At 59.3% G+C, this 16420-nt stretch carries 19 protein-coding genes; 8 read left to right on the top strand and 11 right to left on the bottom strand.

What is annotated here, in order from left to right:
• Nucleotides 1–12: 12 nt before the first annotated feature.
• Genes B9Z42_RS11265 through B9Z42_RS11255 form a run of 3 tightly spaced genes read right to left on the bottom strand, consistent with a single transcriptional unit; the run spans nt 13 to nt 3463 of the window.
• Nucleotides 13–798, bottom strand: a complete 786-nt coding sequence (locus B9Z42_RS11265; protein WP_100133488.1) for an SDR family NAD(P)-dependent oxidoreductase — start codon at nt 796–798, stop codon at nt 13–15.
• Between the two features lie 38 nt (nt 799–836).
• Nucleotides 837–2690 (bottom strand): feruloyl-CoA synthase, encoded by a 1854-nt coding sequence (locus B9Z42_RS11260; protein ID WP_100133487.1) that lies wholly within the window; start codon nt 2688–2690, stop codon nt 837–839.
• Nucleotides 2687–3463: a crotonase/enoyl-CoA hydratase family protein gene (locus B9Z42_RS11255; protein ID WP_100133486.1), complete on the bottom strand. Its 777-nt coding sequence runs from the start codon at nt 3461–3463 to the stop codon at nt 2687–2689. Before B9Z42_RS11255 ends, B9Z42_RS11260 begins: the two co-directional genes overlap by 4 nt.
• A 167-nt stretch (nt 3464–3630) precedes the next feature.
• Here B9Z42_RS11255 and B9Z42_RS11250 point away from each other — a divergent pair, with 167 nt between their 5' ends.
• Genes B9Z42_RS11250 through arfB form a run of 3 tightly spaced genes read left to right on the top strand, consistent with a single transcriptional unit; the run spans nt 3631 to nt 5853 of the window.
• Nucleotides 3631–4506 carry an amidohydrolase family protein gene (locus B9Z42_RS11250; protein WP_100133485.1) on the top strand — a complete coding sequence of 292 codons (876 nt, stop codon included), beginning with the start codon at nt 3631–3633 and terminating at the stop codon, nt 4504–4506.
• Nucleotides 4507–5457, top strand: a complete 951-nt coding sequence (locus B9Z42_RS11245; protein WP_100133484.1) for an AEC family transporter — start codon at nt 4507–4509, stop codon at nt 5455–5457. It abuts the gene before it with no gap.
• Between the two features lie 3 nt (nt 5458–5460).
• Nucleotides 5461–5853 carry an alternative ribosome rescue aminoacyl-tRNA hydrolase ArfB gene (gene arfB, locus B9Z42_RS11240; RefSeq protein WP_100133483.1) on the top strand — a complete coding sequence of 131 codons (393 nt, stop codon included), beginning with the start codon at nt 5461–5463 and terminating at the stop codon, nt 5851–5853.
• Nucleotides 5854–5855: 2 nt separating this feature from the next.
• Here the strand turns inward: arfB and B9Z42_RS11235 are convergent, their stop codons facing one another.
• Genes B9Z42_RS11235 through B9Z42_RS11225 form a run of 3 tightly spaced genes read right to left on the bottom strand, consistent with a single transcriptional unit; the run spans nt 5856 to nt 8612 of the window.
• Nucleotides 5856–6842 carry a tripartite tricarboxylate transporter substrate binding protein gene (locus B9Z42_RS11235; protein WP_100133482.1) on the bottom strand — a complete coding sequence of 329 codons (987 nt, stop codon included), beginning with the start codon at nt 6840–6842 and terminating at the stop codon, nt 5856–5858.
• A 26-nt stretch (nt 6843–6868) separates the two neighbouring features.
• Nucleotides 6869–7942 carry an Ldh family oxidoreductase gene (locus tag B9Z42_RS11230; RefSeq protein ID WP_100133481.1) on the bottom strand — a complete coding sequence of 358 codons (1074 nt, stop codon included), beginning with the start codon at nt 7940–7942 and terminating at the stop codon, nt 6869–6871.
• Entirely contained in the window at nt 7935–8612 is a 678-nt protein-coding gene (locus B9Z42_RS11225) for an aspartate/glutamate racemase family protein (protein WP_100133480.1), read from the bottom strand. Before B9Z42_RS11225 ends, B9Z42_RS11230 begins: the two co-directional genes overlap by 8 nt.
• A 152-nt stretch (nt 8613–8764) precedes the next feature.
• Between B9Z42_RS11225 and B9Z42_RS11220 the strand changes: the two genes are divergently transcribed.
• Both B9Z42_RS11220 and B9Z42_RS11215 read left to right on the top strand, forming a co-directional pair.
• Entirely contained in the window at nt 8765–9745 is a 981-nt protein-coding gene (locus tag B9Z42_RS11220) for a tripartite tricarboxylate transporter substrate binding protein (protein WP_100133479.1), read from the top strand.
• Between the two features lie 11 nt (nt 9746–9756).
• Nucleotides 9757–10521 (top strand): SDR family oxidoreductase, encoded by a 765-nt coding sequence (locus B9Z42_RS11215; protein ID WP_100133478.1) that lies wholly within the window; start codon nt 9757–9759, stop codon nt 10519–10521.
• A gap of 20 nt (nt 10522–10541) precedes the next feature.
• Here the strand turns inward: B9Z42_RS11215 and B9Z42_RS11210 are convergent, their stop codons facing one another.
• Both B9Z42_RS11210 and B9Z42_RS11205 read right to left on the bottom strand, forming a co-directional pair.
• The gene (locus B9Z42_RS11210) at nt 10542–10880 is read right to left on the bottom strand and encodes a zinc ribbon domain-containing protein YjdM (protein WP_100133477.1); all 339 of its coding nucleotides are present in this window, start codon (nt 10878–10880) and stop codon (nt 10542–10544) included.
• A gap of 3 nt (nt 10881–10883) precedes the next feature.
• Entirely contained in the window at nt 10884–11597 is a 714-nt protein-coding gene (locus B9Z42_RS11205; RefSeq protein WP_100133476.1) for a YebC/PmpR family DNA-binding transcriptional regulator, read from the bottom strand.
• A gap of 106 nt (nt 11598–11703) precedes the next feature.
• On the opposite strand from B9Z42_RS11205, the gene B9Z42_RS11200 reads away from it, so the two are divergent.
• From B9Z42_RS11200 to B9Z42_RS11190, 3 genes are read left to right on the top strand one after another with little or no spacing between them, the layout of a single operon-like run.
• Complete coding sequence (locus tag B9Z42_RS11200; RefSeq protein ID WP_100133475.1) at nt 11704–12021, top strand: NIPSNAP family protein; 318 nt, start codon at nt 11704–11706, stop codon at nt 12019–12021.
• Nucleotides 12022–12061: 40 nt separating this feature from the next.
• Entirely contained in the window at nt 12062–13057 is a 996-nt protein-coding gene (locus tag B9Z42_RS11195) for a tripartite tricarboxylate transporter substrate binding protein (RefSeq protein ID WP_100133474.1), read from the top strand.
• A gap of 8 nt (nt 13058–13065) precedes the next feature.
• Nucleotides 13066–13956, top strand: coding sequence for an NAD(P)-dependent oxidoreductase (locus B9Z42_RS11190; RefSeq protein ID WP_100133473.1), 891 nt, complete (start codon nt 13066–13068; stop codon nt 13954–13956).
• Here the strand turns inward: B9Z42_RS11190 and B9Z42_RS11185 are convergent.
• The 3 genes from B9Z42_RS11185 to B9Z42_RS11175 are packed head-to-tail and all read right to left on the bottom strand — an operon-like array spanning nt 13953 to nt 16357.
• On the bottom strand, nt 13953–14747 hold the full coding sequence (locus tag B9Z42_RS11185; protein ID WP_100133472.1) for an SDR family oxidoreductase: 795 nt from the start codon (nt 14745–14747) through the stop codon (nt 13953–13955). The genes B9Z42_RS11190 and B9Z42_RS11185 overlap by 4 nt on opposite strands.
• Nucleotides 14748–14759: 12 nt before the next feature.
• Entirely contained in the window at nt 14760–15752 is a 993-nt protein-coding gene (locus tag B9Z42_RS11180; RefSeq protein WP_100133471.1) for an NADPH:quinone reductase, read from the bottom strand.
• A complete protein-coding gene (locus B9Z42_RS11175) occupies nt 15749–16357 on the bottom strand; it encodes a glutathione S-transferase (protein WP_100133470.1) in 609 nt (202 codons plus the stop codon). Before B9Z42_RS11175 ends, B9Z42_RS11180 begins: the two co-directional genes overlap by 4 nt.
• Between the last annotated feature and the right edge of the window lie 63 nt (nt 16358–16420).

The following is a 16420-nucleotide window of genomic DNA, read 5'->3' as shown; positions in this document are numbered from 1 at the left end:
GTCGTGTTCGCTTTAGCGTGGGGCCATGCGCAACGCACCATCCAAGCGAATGACTTCGCCGTTCAGGTGGTTGTTGGTGACGATGTGGCAGGCCAGTTCGGCAAACTCTTCGGGCTTGCCCAAACGCGATGGGAATGGAATGGATGCGGCCAAAGACTGCTGCACGGGCTCAGGCAGGGTTCGCATCAAGGGCGTGGCAAACAAGCCGGGTGCCACGGTGCACACGCGAATGCCGTGTTGTGCCAAGTCACGCGCCATGGGCAGCGTCATGCCGACCAAGCCGCCTTTGGAGGCGCTGTAAGCCTGTTGCCCCACTTGGCCATCAAAGGCGGCGACCGAGGCGGTGAACATCATCACGCCGCGCGCGCCGTCTTCACCGGGGGCGAGTTTGGCGCATTCGGCGGCAAACAAGCGGCTGATGTTGTAGGACCCAATCAAGTTGACGTTGACCACGCGGGCGAAGTCTTCCAAGGGAGCGGCATTGCCGTCTTTGCCGACCACGCGCTTGGCGGTGCCGATGCCGGCAATGTTCATCAAAATGCGAGCGGGGCCCAAGGCGGCTTGGGCTGCATCTAAGGCGGCTTGCACGCTGTCGGTGTTGGTGATGTCGCACGCGCAGGCCACGGCTGTGCCCGCGCCATGTTGCGCGTTGAGGCTGTCGGCCACGGTTTGGGCCAAGGCAGCGTTCACGTCGAGCACGGCCACTTTGGCACCTAAACGTGCCAGTTCGCGTGCGGTGGCTTCACCGAGGCCTGAAGCAGCGCCGGTGACGAGGGCGGTTTGTCCTTGAATTTGCATGGGGGTGTCCTAAAAGTGGTGAGTTCAAAGCGGCGAGTTCAATGAGGCAGCAAGGTGTGGGGCGCAACGCCGTCGTGCAGGGCTTGCACCAGCGCATCGCGGTGTTTGAGCACGGCGCGTTGGTTGATGGAGCCTTTGTCGGTGACTTCGCCTTTGTCAATCGATGGCGGCTCGCTCAGCAACACGGCGCGCGCAATGCGCGAGGCGCTGCCCGTGGCCGTCTCGCTCAAATGGTTGAGCACGGCTTGAAAATGCGCCACCACGGGGGCGCTGGCCAACACCTCGGCCAGCGAGGCCTCGGGGCCTAAGCCGCTCAAGCCACGCACGGCAGCGGTGGGGAAAATCATCGCGCCCACTTCTTTGCGGTTCAAGCCGGTGATGACCGCGTCTTGGATATAGGGCGCACCTGCCGCAATGATCTTGCCGCGCAAGGGACCCACGCTCACAAACGTGCCGGTGGCGAGTTTGAAGTCTTCGGCAATGCGGCCGTCAAACTTCAGGCCTTGGTGCACATCGGTTTCGTCAATCCATTTCACGGCGTCGCCGGTGCAGAAGAAGCCTTCTTCGTCAAACGCTTCTTGGGTTTCTTCGGGGGCGCGCCAGTAGCCGGGGGTGATGTTGGGGCCTTTGTAGCGCACCTCCACCTTGTCGCTGTTGGGCACAAGTTTGAGCTCCATGCCAGGGGTAGGCACGCCCAAGTCGCCCGCTTTCACGTTGGGGCTGGTGACGAAGATGGCAAAGGGGCCCGACTCGGTCATGCCAAGGCCCGTGCTCATCACGATGCGTTCGCCGACTTCGCGTTCTTGGCTCTCGAACAGGCTGTCCCAAATGGGTTGCGCCAAAGCCGCACCGGCGTAGAAGAACATGCGCACGCGTTTGAGCAAGCTGGCGCGCAAGGCGTCGTCGGTCTTCATGGCGTGGGCAATGGCTTCAAAGCCCGTGGGCACGTTGAAGTACACGGTGGGCGAGATTTCGCGCAAGTTACGCAAGGTCTCGGCCATCATGGCGGGCGTGGGTTTGCCGTCGTCGATGTAGAGCGTGCCGCCGTTGTAAATGGTCAAGCCAAAGTTGTGGTTGCCACCAAAGGTGTGGTTCCAAGGCAGCCAGTCCACCAGCACGGGCGGGGCGTCGGCCAGCACGGGCATGGATTGCGCCATTTGTTGCTGGTTGGCGCACCACATGCGTTGCGTGTTGATGACGGCCTTGGGCATTTTGGTGGAGCCCGAGGTGAACAAAAACTTGGCGATGGTGTCGGGGCCTGTGGCTTCCATGGCCGCGTCCACGGCGGGTGTGGCTTCGGTGGCGGCTAAGTCGTCAAACATCGTCACGGCGCGGCCGTCAAGCTGGCCTTCGTGCAACACCACTTCCACGTCTGAACCGACCGTCGCTTGAATGGCTTTGCCATACCGCGCGGCGTCTGAGGCGAACACCAAGCCCGGTGTGAGCGTGGTCAAGATGTGGCGCAGCTTGTCGTAGTCTTGGCTGATGGTCGAATAGGCCGGCGATGCGGGGCAGAAAGGCACGCCCGCGTAAATACAGCCCAGCGCCAACAGCGCGTGTTCCAAGCTGTTTTCAGACAGGATGACCACGGGGCGCTCGGCGTTCAAACCACGGTTGAGCAAGCCTTGGCCAATACGACGTGCGGCCTGTAGTGCCTCGGCGTAGCTGACGTGACGCCAGTCACCGGTGCTGCCATCGGCTTGTTTTTGACGGCGTGCAAACAAAGTGCGGGTGGGGGCCTCTTGGCTCCAATGCACCAAACGGTCGGTCAAACGGTGTGCGTAAGGCGCGATCTCTTGGTCAGCCGCCATGTAACGGATGCCTTGTTCGCCCTCCCGCATCGTGACGCGGGTGACCCCAAAGGTCATGTCGCGGAATTTGGGGGCGCTCATGCTTGCTGCACCTTGGCTGCACGACCCTCCAAGAAGTCACGCACGCGTTGTTTGGCTTCGGGCGCCGATTGGGCGATGGCCGAAATCATGGATTCGGTGATGAAGCCTTGGTCCGCAGGCTGCTCGGCAATGCGTGGCAGCACGTTCATCAGGGCATAGTTCGTGAGCGGGGCGTTTTCGCCAATGCGCTTGGCCAGCTCCATGGCTTTGGCGAACGCCGTGCCTTTGGGCTCCAAGTATTGGGCCAAACCCACGCGCTCGCCGTCTGCGGCGTTGTAGACACGGCCGGTCAACATCATGTCGGTCATGCGGGCCACGCCGATCAAGCGGGGGATGCGCACCGAGCCGCCGCCGCCCACAAAAATACCGCGTGTGCCCTCAGGCAGCGCGTAAAACGTGCTCTCGTCCGCCACACGAATGTGGCAGGCGCTGGCCAACTCCAAACCGCCACCCACCACCGCGCCGTGCAAGGCCGCCACTACAGGCACGGGGCCGTATTGCACACGCTCTAAGGCGTGGTGCCACGAACGCGAGTGGTGCATGCCTTGGCCGGCGTCGCGCTCTTGCAAGTCGCTGAGGTCGAGGCCTGCGCAGAAGTGGTCTCCGTCACCGGCAATCACGGCAGCTTTGGCCGTCGCGGGCAGGTTCTCGAAGATGTGACGCAGCGAGGCGATCAACTTGTCGTTCAACGCGTTGCGCTTGGTGGGGCGTGTCAAGCGCACCACGGCAACGGTATCTTGCATTTCAAAGTGGATGTCTGGGTTGGAGTTCATGGTGGGGCCTGTGTGTCGCGTTCGGGTTTGTGTCAGCTTGCTTTTGTTTTGTGGTTGAATTATGGTTATGGAAGATAACTAAATAATCCGGACTTACCCTAGTCCAGACTGTTTGAACCTTCGTCCCTCAACCCACCCTTAGCATCCACCCCCAAGGAGACAAGCCCATGGATTACAAAAACCTCATTGCCATCGACATTCACACCCACGCCGAGGTGAGTTGCCGCAACCCGTTTGACAGCTACGGCGAAGAGTACGACCGCGCCGCTGACAAGTTCTTTGGCTCCAGCCTGCGCCCCACCATCGACGAAACGGTGGCGTATTACCGCGAAAAGAAAATCGGTTTGGTCATGTTCACCGTCGACAGTGAATCGCAACTGGGACGCCGTCGCATCCCCAACGAAGAGATCGCCGACGCTGCCAAAAAGAACAGCGACATGATGATTGCCTTTGGCAGCATCGACCCGCACAAGGGCAAGATGGGTGCGCGCGAAGCCGAGCGTTTGATCACAGAAGACGGCATCAAAGGGTTCAAATTTCACCCCACCGTACAGGGCTACCACCCTTACGACAAGATGGCCTGGCCCATCTACGAAGTGATCAACCATTACAAATTACCCGCCATTTTTCACACCGGCCACAGCGGCATTGGCAGCGGCATGCGCTGCGGTGGCGGCTTGCGTTTGGCCTACAGCAACCCCATGCATTTGGACGACGTGGCGATTGACTGGCCCGACATGCAAATCGTCATGGCCCACCCCAGCTTTCCTTGGCAAGACGAGGCCTTGAGTGTGGCCACGCACAAGCCCAACGTGTGGATTGACCTGTCGGGCTGGAGCCCCAAGTACTTTCCGAAACAGTTGGTGCAATACGCCAACACGCTGCTCAAAGACCGCGTGTTGTTTGGCAGTGATTACCCCCTGATCACGCCCGAGCGCTGGATGAAAGACTTTGAAGTCGCCGGTTTCAAACCCGAGGTGATGCCTGGCATCTTGAAAGACAACGCGGTGCGTTTGCTGGGCTTGGACAAAACAGCGGTTTAAATGCTCAACATCCTCACCATCACCGGCCCGATTTATCTGTCGATTGGCATGGGCTTTGTCGCGACACACCGCGGCATGTTCAGCAAGGCAGATGGGCAGGTGATGGGGCGTTTTGTGTTGAACTTTGGCCTGCCCGCCATGTTGTTCAACGCCTTGGCCAACCGCAATTTTTCAGATGTGTTGCATCCTCGGTATTTGGTGGCCTATGGTGTGGGATCGTTGTTGACCTTTGCGTGTGGTTTGGTGTTGTGGCGCAGGTTGCGCCACAAAGGGTTGACCGAAAGCGGCTTGGTGGCCATGGGTTTCAGCTCGTCCAACAGTGGCTACGTGGGCTACCCCATCTTGTTGCAAGTGTTGGGGCCGGCTGCGGGTGTGGCTTTGGCGTTGACGGTGTTGATTGAAAACCTACTGATCATTCCTTTGGCCCTGGCCATTGCCGACAGTGGCGAGTCCGAGCATGCCTCATGGCAACACACCGTCAAAGAGAGTTTGTGGCGCATGTGCAAGCTACCCATGATGTGGGGCATCGTGCTGGGCTTTTGCTTTTCACTGTTCGACCTTGAGTTGTCCCCCGTGTTCGCCAAAACCACCAATATGTTTGCCGCTGCTTGTGCGGCCTTGGCCTTGTTTGTGAACGGCGGCACTCTGGTGGGCATGCGCATGGAAGGCTTGTTGCGCCAAGTGCGTTGGATTGCCTTGGGCAAACTGGTGCTTCACCCCTTGATGGTCGGTTTGATGCTGTGGGTGGTGGGGCCCATGGAGTCGTCGCTGCAGGTGTCGGCTATTTTGTTGGCCGGTATGCCGATGCTGGGCATTTACCCGCTGCTGGCGCAACGCCACGGGCTGGCGGGGTTTTGCGCCTCGGCCTTATTGGTCACCACCGTCGCGTCGTTTTTCACCATCAGCCTCATTTTGTGGGGTATGAGTTTTGTGCCGGGTTGGCATATTTAAGCCGTGCTGGAAATCCAAGAATCCGAAATCGAAGTCACCGCAGTCCGTGCCCAAGGCGCGGGCGGGCAAAACGTGAACAAGGTGTCCAGCGCCATTCACCTGCGCTTCGATATTTGGGCCTCTTCACTGCCTGACGATGTGAAAGAGCGCTTGCTGTGTTTGCGGGACAACCGCATCACGCGTGATGGGGTGGTGGTCATCAAGTCGCAAGAGCATCGCAGCCAAGACATGAACCGCATCGAGGCTTTTGCGCGTTTGCTGGAGTTGGTGCAAAGCGTCGAGCACGCGCCCAAAACCCGCCGAGCCACCAAGCCCACTTACGCCTCCAAGAAGCGGCGCTTAGAGGGCAAGAAGAAGGTGTCCGAGATCAAGTCCAGCCGCAGCAAGGTGCTTTAGGCTCAATCCGCGCTGATGTTGGCCTGCTTGATCAAGGCTTCGTAGCGTGCCAGTTGCGCGCGCAGTGCCGTTGCTAAGTCTTCAGGGCTGGTGCCGCGTGGGGTGAGGCCTAGGCCCATGAGTTGCTCGCGCACGGCGGCATCGCCCAGTGCTTTGCTCACCTCTTGGTGCAGTTGCTTGACGATGGGTTTGGGTGTGTGGGCGGGTGCCATCAAGGCGAACCACGAGTTAAATTCAAAACCGCTCAAGCCCGACTCGCCCACGGTGGGCACATCGGGAAACTGCGCCAAGCGCTTGGGCGTCGTCACCGCAATCAAACGCAACTTGCCTGCTTTCACCAACGAACTGACGGTGGCAATGCCTTGAAACGCCACATCGACTTCTTTGCCTGCCACACCCACTGCCGCTTGGGTGGCGCCTTTGTAGGGCACATGGGTGAGTTGCACGCCCGCTTGCGAGGCAAACAAAGCCATCGCCATGTGTTGTGGGCTGCCGTTGCCGCCCGAGCCGTAGTTGACCTTGCCCGGCGCTTGGCGCGCTGCGGCGATCAAATCGGCCGCTGTTTTGATGGGCGAGTCAACTGGCACGACCAAGCCCCATTCGACGGTGGCGACCAAGGAGATGGGCTCAAAGTCGCGCAGGATGTCCCAAGGCATCTTGCTTTGCAGATTGGGCAGCATGGTCATGATGCTGTCGTTGAAGCCGCCCAGCGTGTAGCCGTCCGGCGCAGATTTGGCCACGCGGTCGGCCCCAATCAAACCCGCCGCTCCAGCTTGGTTTTCGATGGCAATGCCTTGGCCCATGCTGACGGCCATTTTTTGCATCACGATGCGTGCGGCGTTGTCGACGGCGCTGCCTGCAGCCAAGGGCACGATGAGTTTGATGGGCTTGTTGGGGTAGGCCTGTTGTGCCCAAGCAGGGGCAGTGCCCAAACTGGCCAGTGTGGCTAAACCTATCACGCCGTGTTGTAAGGCTTGTCGTCTTTGCATGGTCAAACTCCTGCGTTACTAGCGCGTTATAAAAATGAAGTGGGTGTGTCGCTCAATCGCGGAACGGTCAAGCGGTCAGCCACTTGGTTGAGTTGCTGCGTCAAGGCGGAGGCGATGGGAATGCCGTGCGCCGTGTAGTCTTGGCGTTTGGCTTCGCTTTGCTCGCCGGGCAGCCAAATGCGGTCCACACCGGGCATACGGTCGCTGGCGCGTAACTCGCGCACCAAGGTGTCCACACGCGCTTTGAATTCGCCGATGTCGCCAAACGCTGAGGGGTCGATGACGGCGATGGCTTGGCCGGTGTTGGTTACGCTGGTGTCGTCTTTGTTGAAGTCGATCACGGCTTTGCCCATGGCCGCACCGTTGAGCGTGCCGGCCAGCAAGCCCACGATCAGCGACAGGCCATAGCCCTTGTAGCCGCCGATGGGCATCAAGAAGCCTTCTTCGCTGCGCTTGGGGTCGAGCAGGGGCTGGCCTTGGCGGTCGATCATCCAGCCCTCGGGCATCATTTCGCCGCGCTGTGCTTTGGCTTTGACCTTGCCATAAGCGGCCACGGTGGTGGCCATGTCGAGCACGATGGGCGTTTCGTCTTGGGTCGGAATGGCCACGGCAATTGGGTTGGTCGACAGCAGCATGTCTAGACCGCCCCAAGGCGGCAAGTGGTTGGCGTTACCCACGGCAAAGTACAGGCCAATCATGTCGTGCGCCAAGGGCATGCGTGCGTACAAAGACGCCGGTCCTGCGTGGTTGCTAAATTGGCTGCCCACCCAAGCCATGCCACAGCGACGCGCTTTCTCGATGGCCATGTCGGCGGCGCGTTGCATCACCAAGTGGCCCATGCCGTTGTCGCCGTCGAGCAAGGCGGTGGCGAGGCGTTCTTCTTTGACGCGGATGGTGGGCGTGGTGTTCACACCGCCCGCCAAGATGCGGCGAGCGTATTGCGGAATGCGAATGACGCCGTGCCCATCCGAGCCTTGCAAGTCGGCTTGGGCCATCAGTCGGGCGACGGTGGCGGCGTCCTCGGGGGGCAGTCCCAAGGCCAGCATGGTCTGGCGGATGAAGTGGTTCAGTTGGTCAAAGGTGACGCGGGTGTCAGACATGATGCATGCGTTTCATGAGGGCCAAGACGGCGCAATCGGGGCTGGACAACACAGGTGCAGTGCTGTGCTGTTGGGCGAGGGGTTGGGCGGCGGCCATCGAGAACTGAGCCAGCATCACCACATCGCAGGGCGGCAACTGGGGCGCAGCCGCTGCAATTTTTTGGTGGTGCATGTCAGCGCGGCCTTCTGCCAAATCTTGCATGGCTTCGGGCACAAAACCGGTGGCCAGCTCAATGGTGATGCCGCGTGATTGAGCCAGCGCAAGCAGTTCTTCTGACATGGCGGCTATGGAGGCGGCGAAGGTGGCCAACAAGCCAATGCGCAGCACGCGGCCCGGTTGCGCCATCGCGAGTGCGTCTTCGAACATGGCTTCATTGGGTTTGAGGGTGGGCAAGCCGGTCGCTTGCGCGGCCCGTTCAATGGCGGGCCCAAAGGCGGAGCAGGTGAACAAAATGCCTTGAGCGCCAGCGCGTTGTGTGTACAGCGCCAAATCGACAAAGCGCTGCACCATGGCCTCGGTGAGCTCGCCTGCGCTGGCGCGGTCGCGTGACAGCGTGTCGTCTAGCAGGTGTTGGCAACGGGCGCTGGGCCAGTGTCGGGCGAAGGCTTCGGTGATGGGCGTCATGGCCAAGGCCGTGGCGTGGATGAGGGCAATGCGCGGTGGTGTCATGGTGCGATGCACTGTAATCGCGCGCCACACGCTACCTCCCTGAGGTTTGTCCTAGTGTGTGACTGTCGCCTAGCAGACGCACGAAGCCAAAGTGCGCTCCCCATAATCAATCCAGTGGCCCAGCGAGGCCTTTCACTTCAAGAGGAGACATCATGCAAACTGTGAATTTCGCCAAACGTGCCGCACTGGCCTTGCTGTTGACAATGCCTGCGTGGGCGCAAGCGCAAGCCCCCGCGTGGCCGAGCAAGCCCATCAAGTGGATCATTCCGTACACACCCGGCGGCATCACCGACAACGCCACCCGCATGGTGGTGCAAAAGGTGCAAGAGCAAACGGGCTGGACCATCGTGATCGAGAACAAACCGGGTGCCAATTCGATTCTGGGCGCTGACCTCGCCGCACGTTCAGCGCCTGATGGCCACACGTTTGTAACGGTGATTGGCGCCCATGCCGCCAACGCCACCTTGTACGCAGGCCGTTTGCCCTATGACGTGGTGAAAAGCTTTGCCCCCGTTTCGCTGGTTGGTATTGCCCCGCTGGTGATGACGGTGACCAACAGCTTGCCTGTTAAGGACGTGAAAGAGCTCATTGCCTACTCGAAGGCCAACCCCGGCAAGGTGGCGTTTGGTTCGTCTGGCGTGGGTGCTGCCGCGCATTTGACGCAAGAGTTGTTGAAGCAAGTCTCGGGTGCCGACATGGTGCATGTGCCCTACAAAGGCACCGCACCTGCATTGGCTGATTTGATGGGTGGTAATTTGCAAGTCTTGACCGACACAGCCAGCGCCATGATGCCGCATGTGCGCAGCGGCAAGATCAAACCCTTGGCCGTGTTTTCTAACAAACGCGTGCCGGGTGCGGCCGAGGTGCCCACCATTGCTGAAGCTGGCGGTCCTGCCATCGAGGGCTCGACCTGGGTGCTTTTCTTAGCGCCCAGCGCCACGCCTAAAGACATCGTGAACCGCATGTCTGCCGAAACCGCCAAGGCCATCAACTCGCCAGAGTTGCGTGCCAAATTTGAGGCTTTAGGCATTGAGTCCGTGGGCAGCAGCCCTGAGCAAGCGGGTAAGTTCTTGGACGAAGAAATTGTCAAATGGGCCAAGGTGATCAACGCCGCTGGCGTGAAAGCCGAGTAAGGGTTCAAGCCATGAATTTGTTCAATTTAGAAGGCCAAGTCGCCATCATCACGGGATCGTCACGCGGCATTGGTCGCGCCATTGCCGAGCGCATGGCGGAGCATGGCGCGCGTGTGGTCATTTCGTCACGCAAGGTCGATGCTTGCGCCGAGGTGGTGGCCGCCATCAACGCCAAACATGGCGCGGGTCGTGCGATGGCCGTGGCTGCCAACATCTCGTCCAAAGAAGATTTAGAGCATTTGGTGGCCGAGACCAACCGCCAGTTTGGACGCATTGACGTGCTGGTGTGCAACGCTGCGAGCAACCCGTATTACGGGCCGCAAGCTGGTATTGCTGACGCGCAGTTCCGCAAAATCTTAGACAACAACATCGTGGCCAACCATTGGCTCATCACTATGGTGGCACCGCAGATGACGGCTCAAAAATCGGGTTCCATCATCATCGTGTCATCGATTGGTGGCTTGCGTGGCTCGCCCGTGATTGGCGCGTATTGCATCAGCAAAGCCGCCGACATGCAGCTGGCGCGCAACTTGGCGGTGGAATATGGGCCGCATAACGTGCGCGTGAACTGCATTGCCCCAGGCTTGATCAAAACCGACTTTGCGCGTGCGCTGTGGGAAGACGAGGCCATGCTCACCGAACGTACGCGCACCACACCATTGCGCCGGATTGGCGAGCCTGATGAGATTGCGGGCACTGCTGTGTTTTTAGCCTCTAGAGCGGGCTCTTTCGTCACCGGCCAAAGCATCGTGGTGGATGGCGGGGTGACGATTTAAAGCGGGTTAAAAAAGGGGTGTTAGGCCTTGCGCAAAAAGCAGGCTTTCAGCACGAAGTTGCCTGCGTCCATCTTGCAGTCCACTTCATGGTCGCCGCCGACCAAGCGGATGCTTTTGACCTTCGTGCCCATTTTGAGCGTGGTGGATGAGCCTTTGACCTTGAGATCTTTGATCAACACCACGGCGTCACCTGTTTGCAGCACAGTGCCGTTGGCGTCTTTGACCACCGCCTCGTCGTCTTCTTCAGCAGCGGTTGCCGCTTGGGGCCATTCGTGACCGCAGTCCGCGCAGACGAAGTTGGTGCCGTCTTCGTAGGTGTTTTCTTGGGCACATTGGGGGCAAGCTGGAATTTGAGTCATGACTTAGCCCGCTAAGCCGACGTAGACATGCTGCACGTCGTCGTTGGCATCGATGGCAGCCAAAAAGGTTTCAACCTCTTCTAGATCAGTAGCGCTCAAGGTGGCTGGATCGATGGGGTTTTTGGGCTTGTAGCCCAGCTTGGCAGACAACACGGTGAAGCCGTGTTCGGGCAACGCTTTGCTGACCACATCGAGGTCGGCGGGGTCGGTCAAAAACAGCGTAGTGCCTTCTTCTTCGCCCGCTTCAAAATCTTGTGCACCGGCTTCGATGGCGGCCAGCTCGGCATCTGAATCTGCATTGGCAGGTTCCGCCTCAATCATGCCAAGGTGGTCAAAGTCCCAAGACACCGAGCCCGAGGTGCCCAGCTGGCCTTTGCGAAACAGAACGCGCATTTCGGGAGCGGTACGGTTCACGTTGTCGGTCAAGCACTCGACCATCACGGCCACGCGATGCGGGGCAAAGCCTTCGTAAATGACGTGCTCAAAGTTCACGGTTTCGCCGGTCAGACCCGCGCCTTTTTTGATGGCGCGGTCCAGCGTGTCTTTGGGCATGGAGACTTTGCGCGCTTGTTCCATCACCAAGCGCAGTCGCGCGTTGGCGGCGGGGTCGGCACCACTGCGCGCCGCAATCATGATGTCCTTAGACAGTTTGCCGAAGACTCGGCCTTTTGCATTTGCAGCCAAGTCTTTGTGTTTGGCTTTCCATTGAGCGCCCATGGGTGTGTTCCTTTGCATTGAATTATGTCCGACGCGCGACATCGCAATGTGCCATGCCATGCGATCCTTATTTACATTGATTTTGTTCAACACAAGGAGTGACAGCATGGCTATCTATGAATTACGAACCTACACCGCCATTGTGGGCAAATTGTCGGAGTTGGTTGAGTTGTACAAAACCCAAGGATGGCCCGTTTTAGAAAAGCACCCCAAGAAGTTGGTGGGTTATTTCACGGGTGACATTGGCGCGATCAATCAGTTGATTCACATCTGGAAGTTTGACGACGATGCTGACCGTCGCGCGTTTTGGGCAGGGGTGTACAACGACCCCGAGTTCATGGCCTTTGCCAAGCAAATCCGGCCGCTGATGCTGTCCCAAGAAAACAAACTTATGTTGAACGCGCCTTGGGGCCCACAGCCTTGAAAGTTCTACGTTCGACTTTATAAAAAATCAGGAGACACACATGACAAAACATCTGACCCCTCGCCGTCAATGGCTCGCCGCGCTTCTCGGTGGCTTTTTTGCGTTGGCTGCCGTGCCTCACGCGTTGGCACAAAGTTACCCATCCAAGCCCATCAAAATGATCGTGCCGTTTCCTGCGGGCGGCACCACGGACATCGTGGCGCGCATCGTGGCGCAGCGTATGACCGAGTCCATGGGCCAGCCCGTGGTGGTGGATAACCGGGGTGGGGCAGGGGGCGCCATTGGTGCTGACTTGGTGGCCAAGGCCGCGCCCGATGGTTACACCATCATGATGCACAACCTCACCTTTCCCCTCGCCACTGTGGCGCAGACTTTGGCCAATCGCTCGCCTTTCAACGTGGACACCGACTTTGCAGGTGTGTCCATTGCGGTGTATGTGCCCTTCATGCTGACAGCTAATCCCAGCGTGCCCGTCAAAGATTTGCGTGAATTGGCCAATTTGCTGCGCACCAACAAGAGCCTGCAATACAACTATGGCTCTACAGGCCCTGGCTCTGCCGTGCATGTGTTGGGCGAAGCCTTCAAGAAAGAAGCCAAGGTGGAGATGGAGCATGTGCCCTTCAAAGGCGCCGCGCCGCTGAAGCAAGAGTTGTTGTCGGGTCGCATTCAAGTGGGGGGCGACCAGTTGTCGTCGTCACTGGCCGAGATCAAATCTGGCACCTTGCGTGCCATTGCCACCACCGCCTCCAAGCGTGTGGCCGGCTTGCCGGATGTCCCCACAGTGCGAGAACTGGGTTATCCAAACTTGGAGCTCGAAGGTTGGAATGGTGTGTTTGCCCCCGCAAAAACACCCAAAGACATCATTGAGCGTTTGCACAAAGAAGTGGTGGCTGCTGTGCGGCACCCCGATGTGGTGAAGCGTTTGGCCGACATGGCAGCAGAGCCCGTGGGCTCAACACCCGCTGAGCAAGATGCGATGCTGCGCCGTCAGATGGACCAATTTCGCGGCATCATTCGCGACATGAAATTAGATTGAAAGCCTGTATGAAAATTGGTATCGCTGGAACGGGAAAGATGGGCACCGCGATTGCGGGGCGCTTGTTGTCGCTAGGTCATGAGGTGGCGGTGTGGAACCGCACCGAAGCCCGTGCAGAGGGCGCGCGCAAATTAGGTGCAAGCTGGGCTGTTACGCCGCAAGCCTTGGTGGCGTGCTCGGAGGTGGTCATTGGTTTGCTGACCGACGAACAGGCCTTGGACGAGGTGTATTTGTCTGCCCATGGTTTGTTGTCCGGCGCCACGCAGGGCAAGGTGTTCTTAGAGATGAGCACCGTGTCGCCCTTGAAGCAGCAAGAAATGGCCAAGCGAGTGGAGGCCGTTGGGGGCATCTACATCGAGTCGCCGGTCGGGGGCAGCATTGGTCCCGCCAAAGAGGGCAAGCTGATGGCCTTTGTGGGCGGCGATGCCGCCGAGGTGCAAAAGATCAAACCCTTGCTAGACCAAATGTGCCGCCGCGTGGAGCATGTGGGCGCGCATGGGTCGGGGTCGATGATGAAGCTGGCCATCAATTTGCCGCTGATGGTGTACTGGCAAACCCTGGCCGAGGCTTTGTCCTTGATTCAGCCGCTGGGTTTAGAGCCGAAGCGCGTGATCGATATTTTTTCAGACTCCTCGGGTGGCCCGAACGTGCTGAAAAACCGTGGCCCCTTGATCGCGCAAACCATGATCGATGGTCGCTCAGGCACCGTCAATGTGCCCATTGACACGGTGGTCAAAGACATTCGCTCGATGCTGGCGCATGCCCAGAAATTAGGGGTGTCGTTGCCCTTGACGTCCCAAGCCTTGGACGTTTTTTCATGCGCTGAGCAGATGGGTCTCGGTCCGGCAGACTCGTCGGAACATCTGGTGTGGTGGCAGGAGCACAACAGCTCCGTTTAAACCACCATGGGGTTCATGCCCCCATCCATGGTCAAGCTGATGCCCGTGATGTAACTGGCCCGTGGCGAGGCCAAGAAGACCACGGCGTTGGCAATTTCGACGGGGTCAGCCATGCGCCCAAGGGGAATGCGTGCGCTGGCGCGTTCTAGGGCTTGGTCTTCGGAGATGCCGTTGGCGCGTGCGTCTGCCGCGAAGCCCTCTTTGAGCCGATCGGTGACCGTCAAGCCGGGGTTGACGGCGTTCACACGGATATTCTTGCCTGCATAGGCGTTGGCCATGCCCGCAGTGGCCAGCATCAACGCGGCATTGGCCGCACCGCCTGGCATGTGGATGGCGCTGGGCACTTTGCCACCCGCACCAATCACGTTGACCACCGCACCTTCGCCGCGCTCACCCATGCGCTGGATGGTTGGGTTGATCATGTGGATGTATGAAAAATACTTGGCTTGCATGGCGTCGTGCCAGTCTTGCGGCGTGAGCTCGGCAGCGGGGGTTCGCTTGGCCGCACCCGCTGAATTGACCAACACATCGACGGGGCCCAGCGTCGCTTCAGCTTCATCAAGCACCCAAGTGCCCGACTCGGCCAAACGCAAATCAGCAGCGATGGTGTGCACATGCGCTGACGCATGGCGGGCTATCAAGTAGGCTTTGCCATTTTGCAAATTGGTCAAGTCACGCGAGACCAAGGTGACGCGCGCGCCTTCTTGCAAAAAAACGTCCGCGCAGGCCAGGCCAATGCCTTTGCTGCCGCCGGTGATGAGGATGTGTTTGTGGGCAAGTTGCAGGTCCATGCGAGGCCTCGTTTAAGAAAGATCAATGACGACTTGACCAATGGTTTGTCCGGCTTCAACGCACTCATGCGCTTGCACTGTTTGGGCCAAGCTGAAGCGCTGGCCAATGGAGTGGCGCAGTTGTTGGCGCTCCAGCAACTCCGTCAAACGTGCAACGCAGCGTTCGCGGTCTTTCGGCAGCAAGTCGTAGACCAAGAAGAATTTCAGGTTGATCGAGCCCCACAGCAAAGGCCGGAAGGTGACAGGAACAACACCAGCGTTGTTGGAGCCGTAGCACACCACCGTACCGTGCGCTTTCAAGACGCCTTGCGCGATGTAGTCGGTGGTGGTGGAGAAGTCCATATCGATGATGCAGTCCACACCTCGGCCTTGGGTGATGGCTTGAATACGCTGAGGCACCGACTCGGTTTTGTAAAAAATAATGTCACGCACGCCAGCTTCTTTGGCGTGCAGGGCTTTGGCTTGCGAGCCCACGGTGCCGATGACATGTGCACCGGCGAGCGTGGCCATTTGCGCGATGTAGTGCCCCACGGCCGAGGAGGCCCCAGTGACCAACACGGTTTTACCGGTCAAGTCACCCGCCAGATCGCCCGCTAACAAGACGGCCTGCATCGCGGTCAGTCCGGGAATGCCCATGCAAGCACCTGCTGCGTCGTCGATGTGATCGGGCAGACGCACAGCTTGCGCTTCCGGCAGGGTGATGAACTCACAGGTCGTGCCCCAAGGGCGTTGCCATTGGCCATTCCACACCCAAACGCGCTCGCCTAGGCGGGCTGACGACACGCCGTCGCCTATGGCATCAATCACGCCTGCACCATCGCTGTTCGGAATGATTTCAGGGTCTTGCACTGGCCGCGCTTTACGAGATTTCACATCGGACGGATTGACGCCTGAGGTGTGCAGCTTGACCCGAACTTCCCCTGCTTTTGGCTCGGGCGTGGGCAGTTCGCCGAAGACCAAAACGTCACGCGCTTCGCCGTTTTGGCTGTACCAGACGGCCTTCATGGCATCGCCCAGGTTTGGGTCATTGAGGGTCGCGTCATCAGCGATTGAGCGCACTTGGCCACGGTGGGGTAGTTCTCACGCCACGCCAAGTCTGGGTAGCGCAAATCCAAATACCAAAGTGCGCAGCCAATGGTCAGCAAGCCCAAATGAAAGGGGCGCTCAAACACTTCGGGGTGCTGCTCTAAGTAAGCCAGCGAGGTGCGAATGGCGTCCAGCTTGCCTGCCACCCACTCGGGCCAGCGCAGGGCTTCGGGCCGGACCGCGGTTTCGTAGCGGGCCAACAAAGCGGCATCCAAGATCCCATCACCCAAAGCCTGCAGGGTTTGCGCTTCCCAACGTTCGGGGCCGTTGGCGGGCAACAAGCTGCCATGGCCGATGGCGTTGAGGTATTCGCAAATCACCCGGCTGTCGTACAGCGCTTGGCCGTCGTCAGTCAGCAGGGTGGGCACTTTGCCCAGCGGGTTGTTGGCGACGATGGTGGCATCGCGGTTGATGGGGTGCGCACTGGCGGGCAAGAACGCAATTTGGTCGGCCAAGTTGAGCTCAAACGCGGTGACCATGCATTTGCGGACGTAAGGGGAGGTGGGGGAGAAGTAAAGTTTCATGATGTGTGAAGTATGGATGGACGTGGGGCGCTGAGCTGTCACCAGTTCGACGCTTTGGCGTGA

It is taken from the genome of Limnohabitans sp. B9-3, from assembly GCF_002778325.1.
In the GTDB taxonomy this organism is placed as follows: Bacteria; Pseudomonadota; Gammaproteobacteria; order Burkholderiales; family Burkholderiaceae_C; genus Limnohabitans; species Limnohabitans kasalickyi.
The sequence above is the reverse complement of the archived record's forward strand: the minus strand, read 5'-3'. Positions and strand labels throughout refer to the sequence as shown.

What these genes read in the sequence shown, in the direction of transcription:
- B9Z42_RS11265 (WP_100133488.1), bottom strand. Translation starts at nt 798, where the DNA reads ATGCAAATTCAAGGACAAACCGCCCTCGTCACCGGCGCTGCTTCAGGC.
- B9Z42_RS11260 (WP_100133487.1), bottom strand. Translation starts at nt 2,690, where the DNA reads ATGAGCGCCCCCAAATTCCGCGACATGACCTTTGGGGTCACCCGCGTC.
- B9Z42_RS11255 (WP_100133486.1), bottom strand. Translation starts at nt 3,463, where the DNA reads ATGAACTCCAACCCAGACATCCACTTTGAAATGCAAGATACCGTTGCC.
- B9Z42_RS11250 (WP_100133485.1), top strand. Translation starts at nt 3,631, where the DNA reads ATGGATTACAAAAACCTCATTGCCATCGACATTCACACCCACGCCGAG.
- B9Z42_RS11245 (WP_100133484.1), top strand. Translation starts at nt 4,507, where the DNA reads ATGCTCAACATCCTCACCATCACCGGCCCGATTTATCTGTCGATTGGC.
- B9Z42_RS11235 (WP_100133482.1), bottom strand. Translation starts at nt 6,842, where the DNA reads ATGCAAAGACGACAAGCCTTACAACACGGCGTGATAGGTTTAGCCACA.
- B9Z42_RS11230 (WP_100133481.1), bottom strand. Translation starts at nt 7,942, where the DNA reads ATGTCTGACACCCGCGTCACCTTTGACCAACTGAACCACTTCATCCGC.
- B9Z42_RS11225 (WP_100133480.1), bottom strand. Translation starts at nt 8,612, where the DNA reads ATGACACCACCGCGCATTGCCCTCATCCACGCCACGGCCTTGGCCATG.
- B9Z42_RS11220 (WP_100133479.1), top strand. Translation starts at nt 8,765, where the DNA reads ATGCAAACTGTGAATTTCGCCAAACGTGCCGCACTGGCCTTGCTGTTG.
- B9Z42_RS11215 (WP_100133478.1), top strand. Translation starts at nt 9,757, where the DNA reads ATGAATTTGTTCAATTTAGAAGGCCAAGTCGCCATCATCACGGGATCG.
- B9Z42_RS11210 (WP_100133477.1), bottom strand. Translation starts at nt 10,880, where the DNA reads ATGACTCAAATTCCAGCTTGCCCCCAATGTGCCCAAGAAAACACCTAC.
- B9Z42_RS11205 (WP_100133476.1), bottom strand. Translation starts at nt 11,597, where the DNA reads ATGGGCGCTCAATGGAAAGCCAAACACAAAGACTTGGCTGCAAATGCA.
- B9Z42_RS11200 (WP_100133475.1), top strand. Translation starts at nt 11,704, where the DNA reads ATGGCTATCTATGAATTACGAACCTACACCGCCATTGTGGGCAAATTG.
- B9Z42_RS11195 (WP_100133474.1), top strand. Translation starts at nt 12,062, where the DNA reads ATGACAAAACATCTGACCCCTCGCCGTCAATGGCTCGCCGCGCTTCTC.
- B9Z42_RS11190 (WP_100133473.1), top strand. Translation starts at nt 13,066, where the DNA reads ATGAAAATTGGTATCGCTGGAACGGGAAAGATGGGCACCGCGATTGCG.
- B9Z42_RS11185 (WP_100133472.1), bottom strand. Translation starts at nt 14,747, where the DNA reads ATGGACCTGCAACTTGCCCACAAACACATCCTCATCACCGGCGGCAGC.
- B9Z42_RS11180 (WP_100133471.1), bottom strand. Translation starts at nt 15,752, where the DNA reads ATGAAGGCCGTCTGGTACAGCCAAAACGGCGAAGCGCGTGACGTTTTG.
- B9Z42_RS11175 (WP_100133470.1), bottom strand. Translation starts at nt 16,357, where the DNA reads ATGAAACTTTACTTCTCCCCCACCTCCCCTTACGTCCGCAAATGCATG.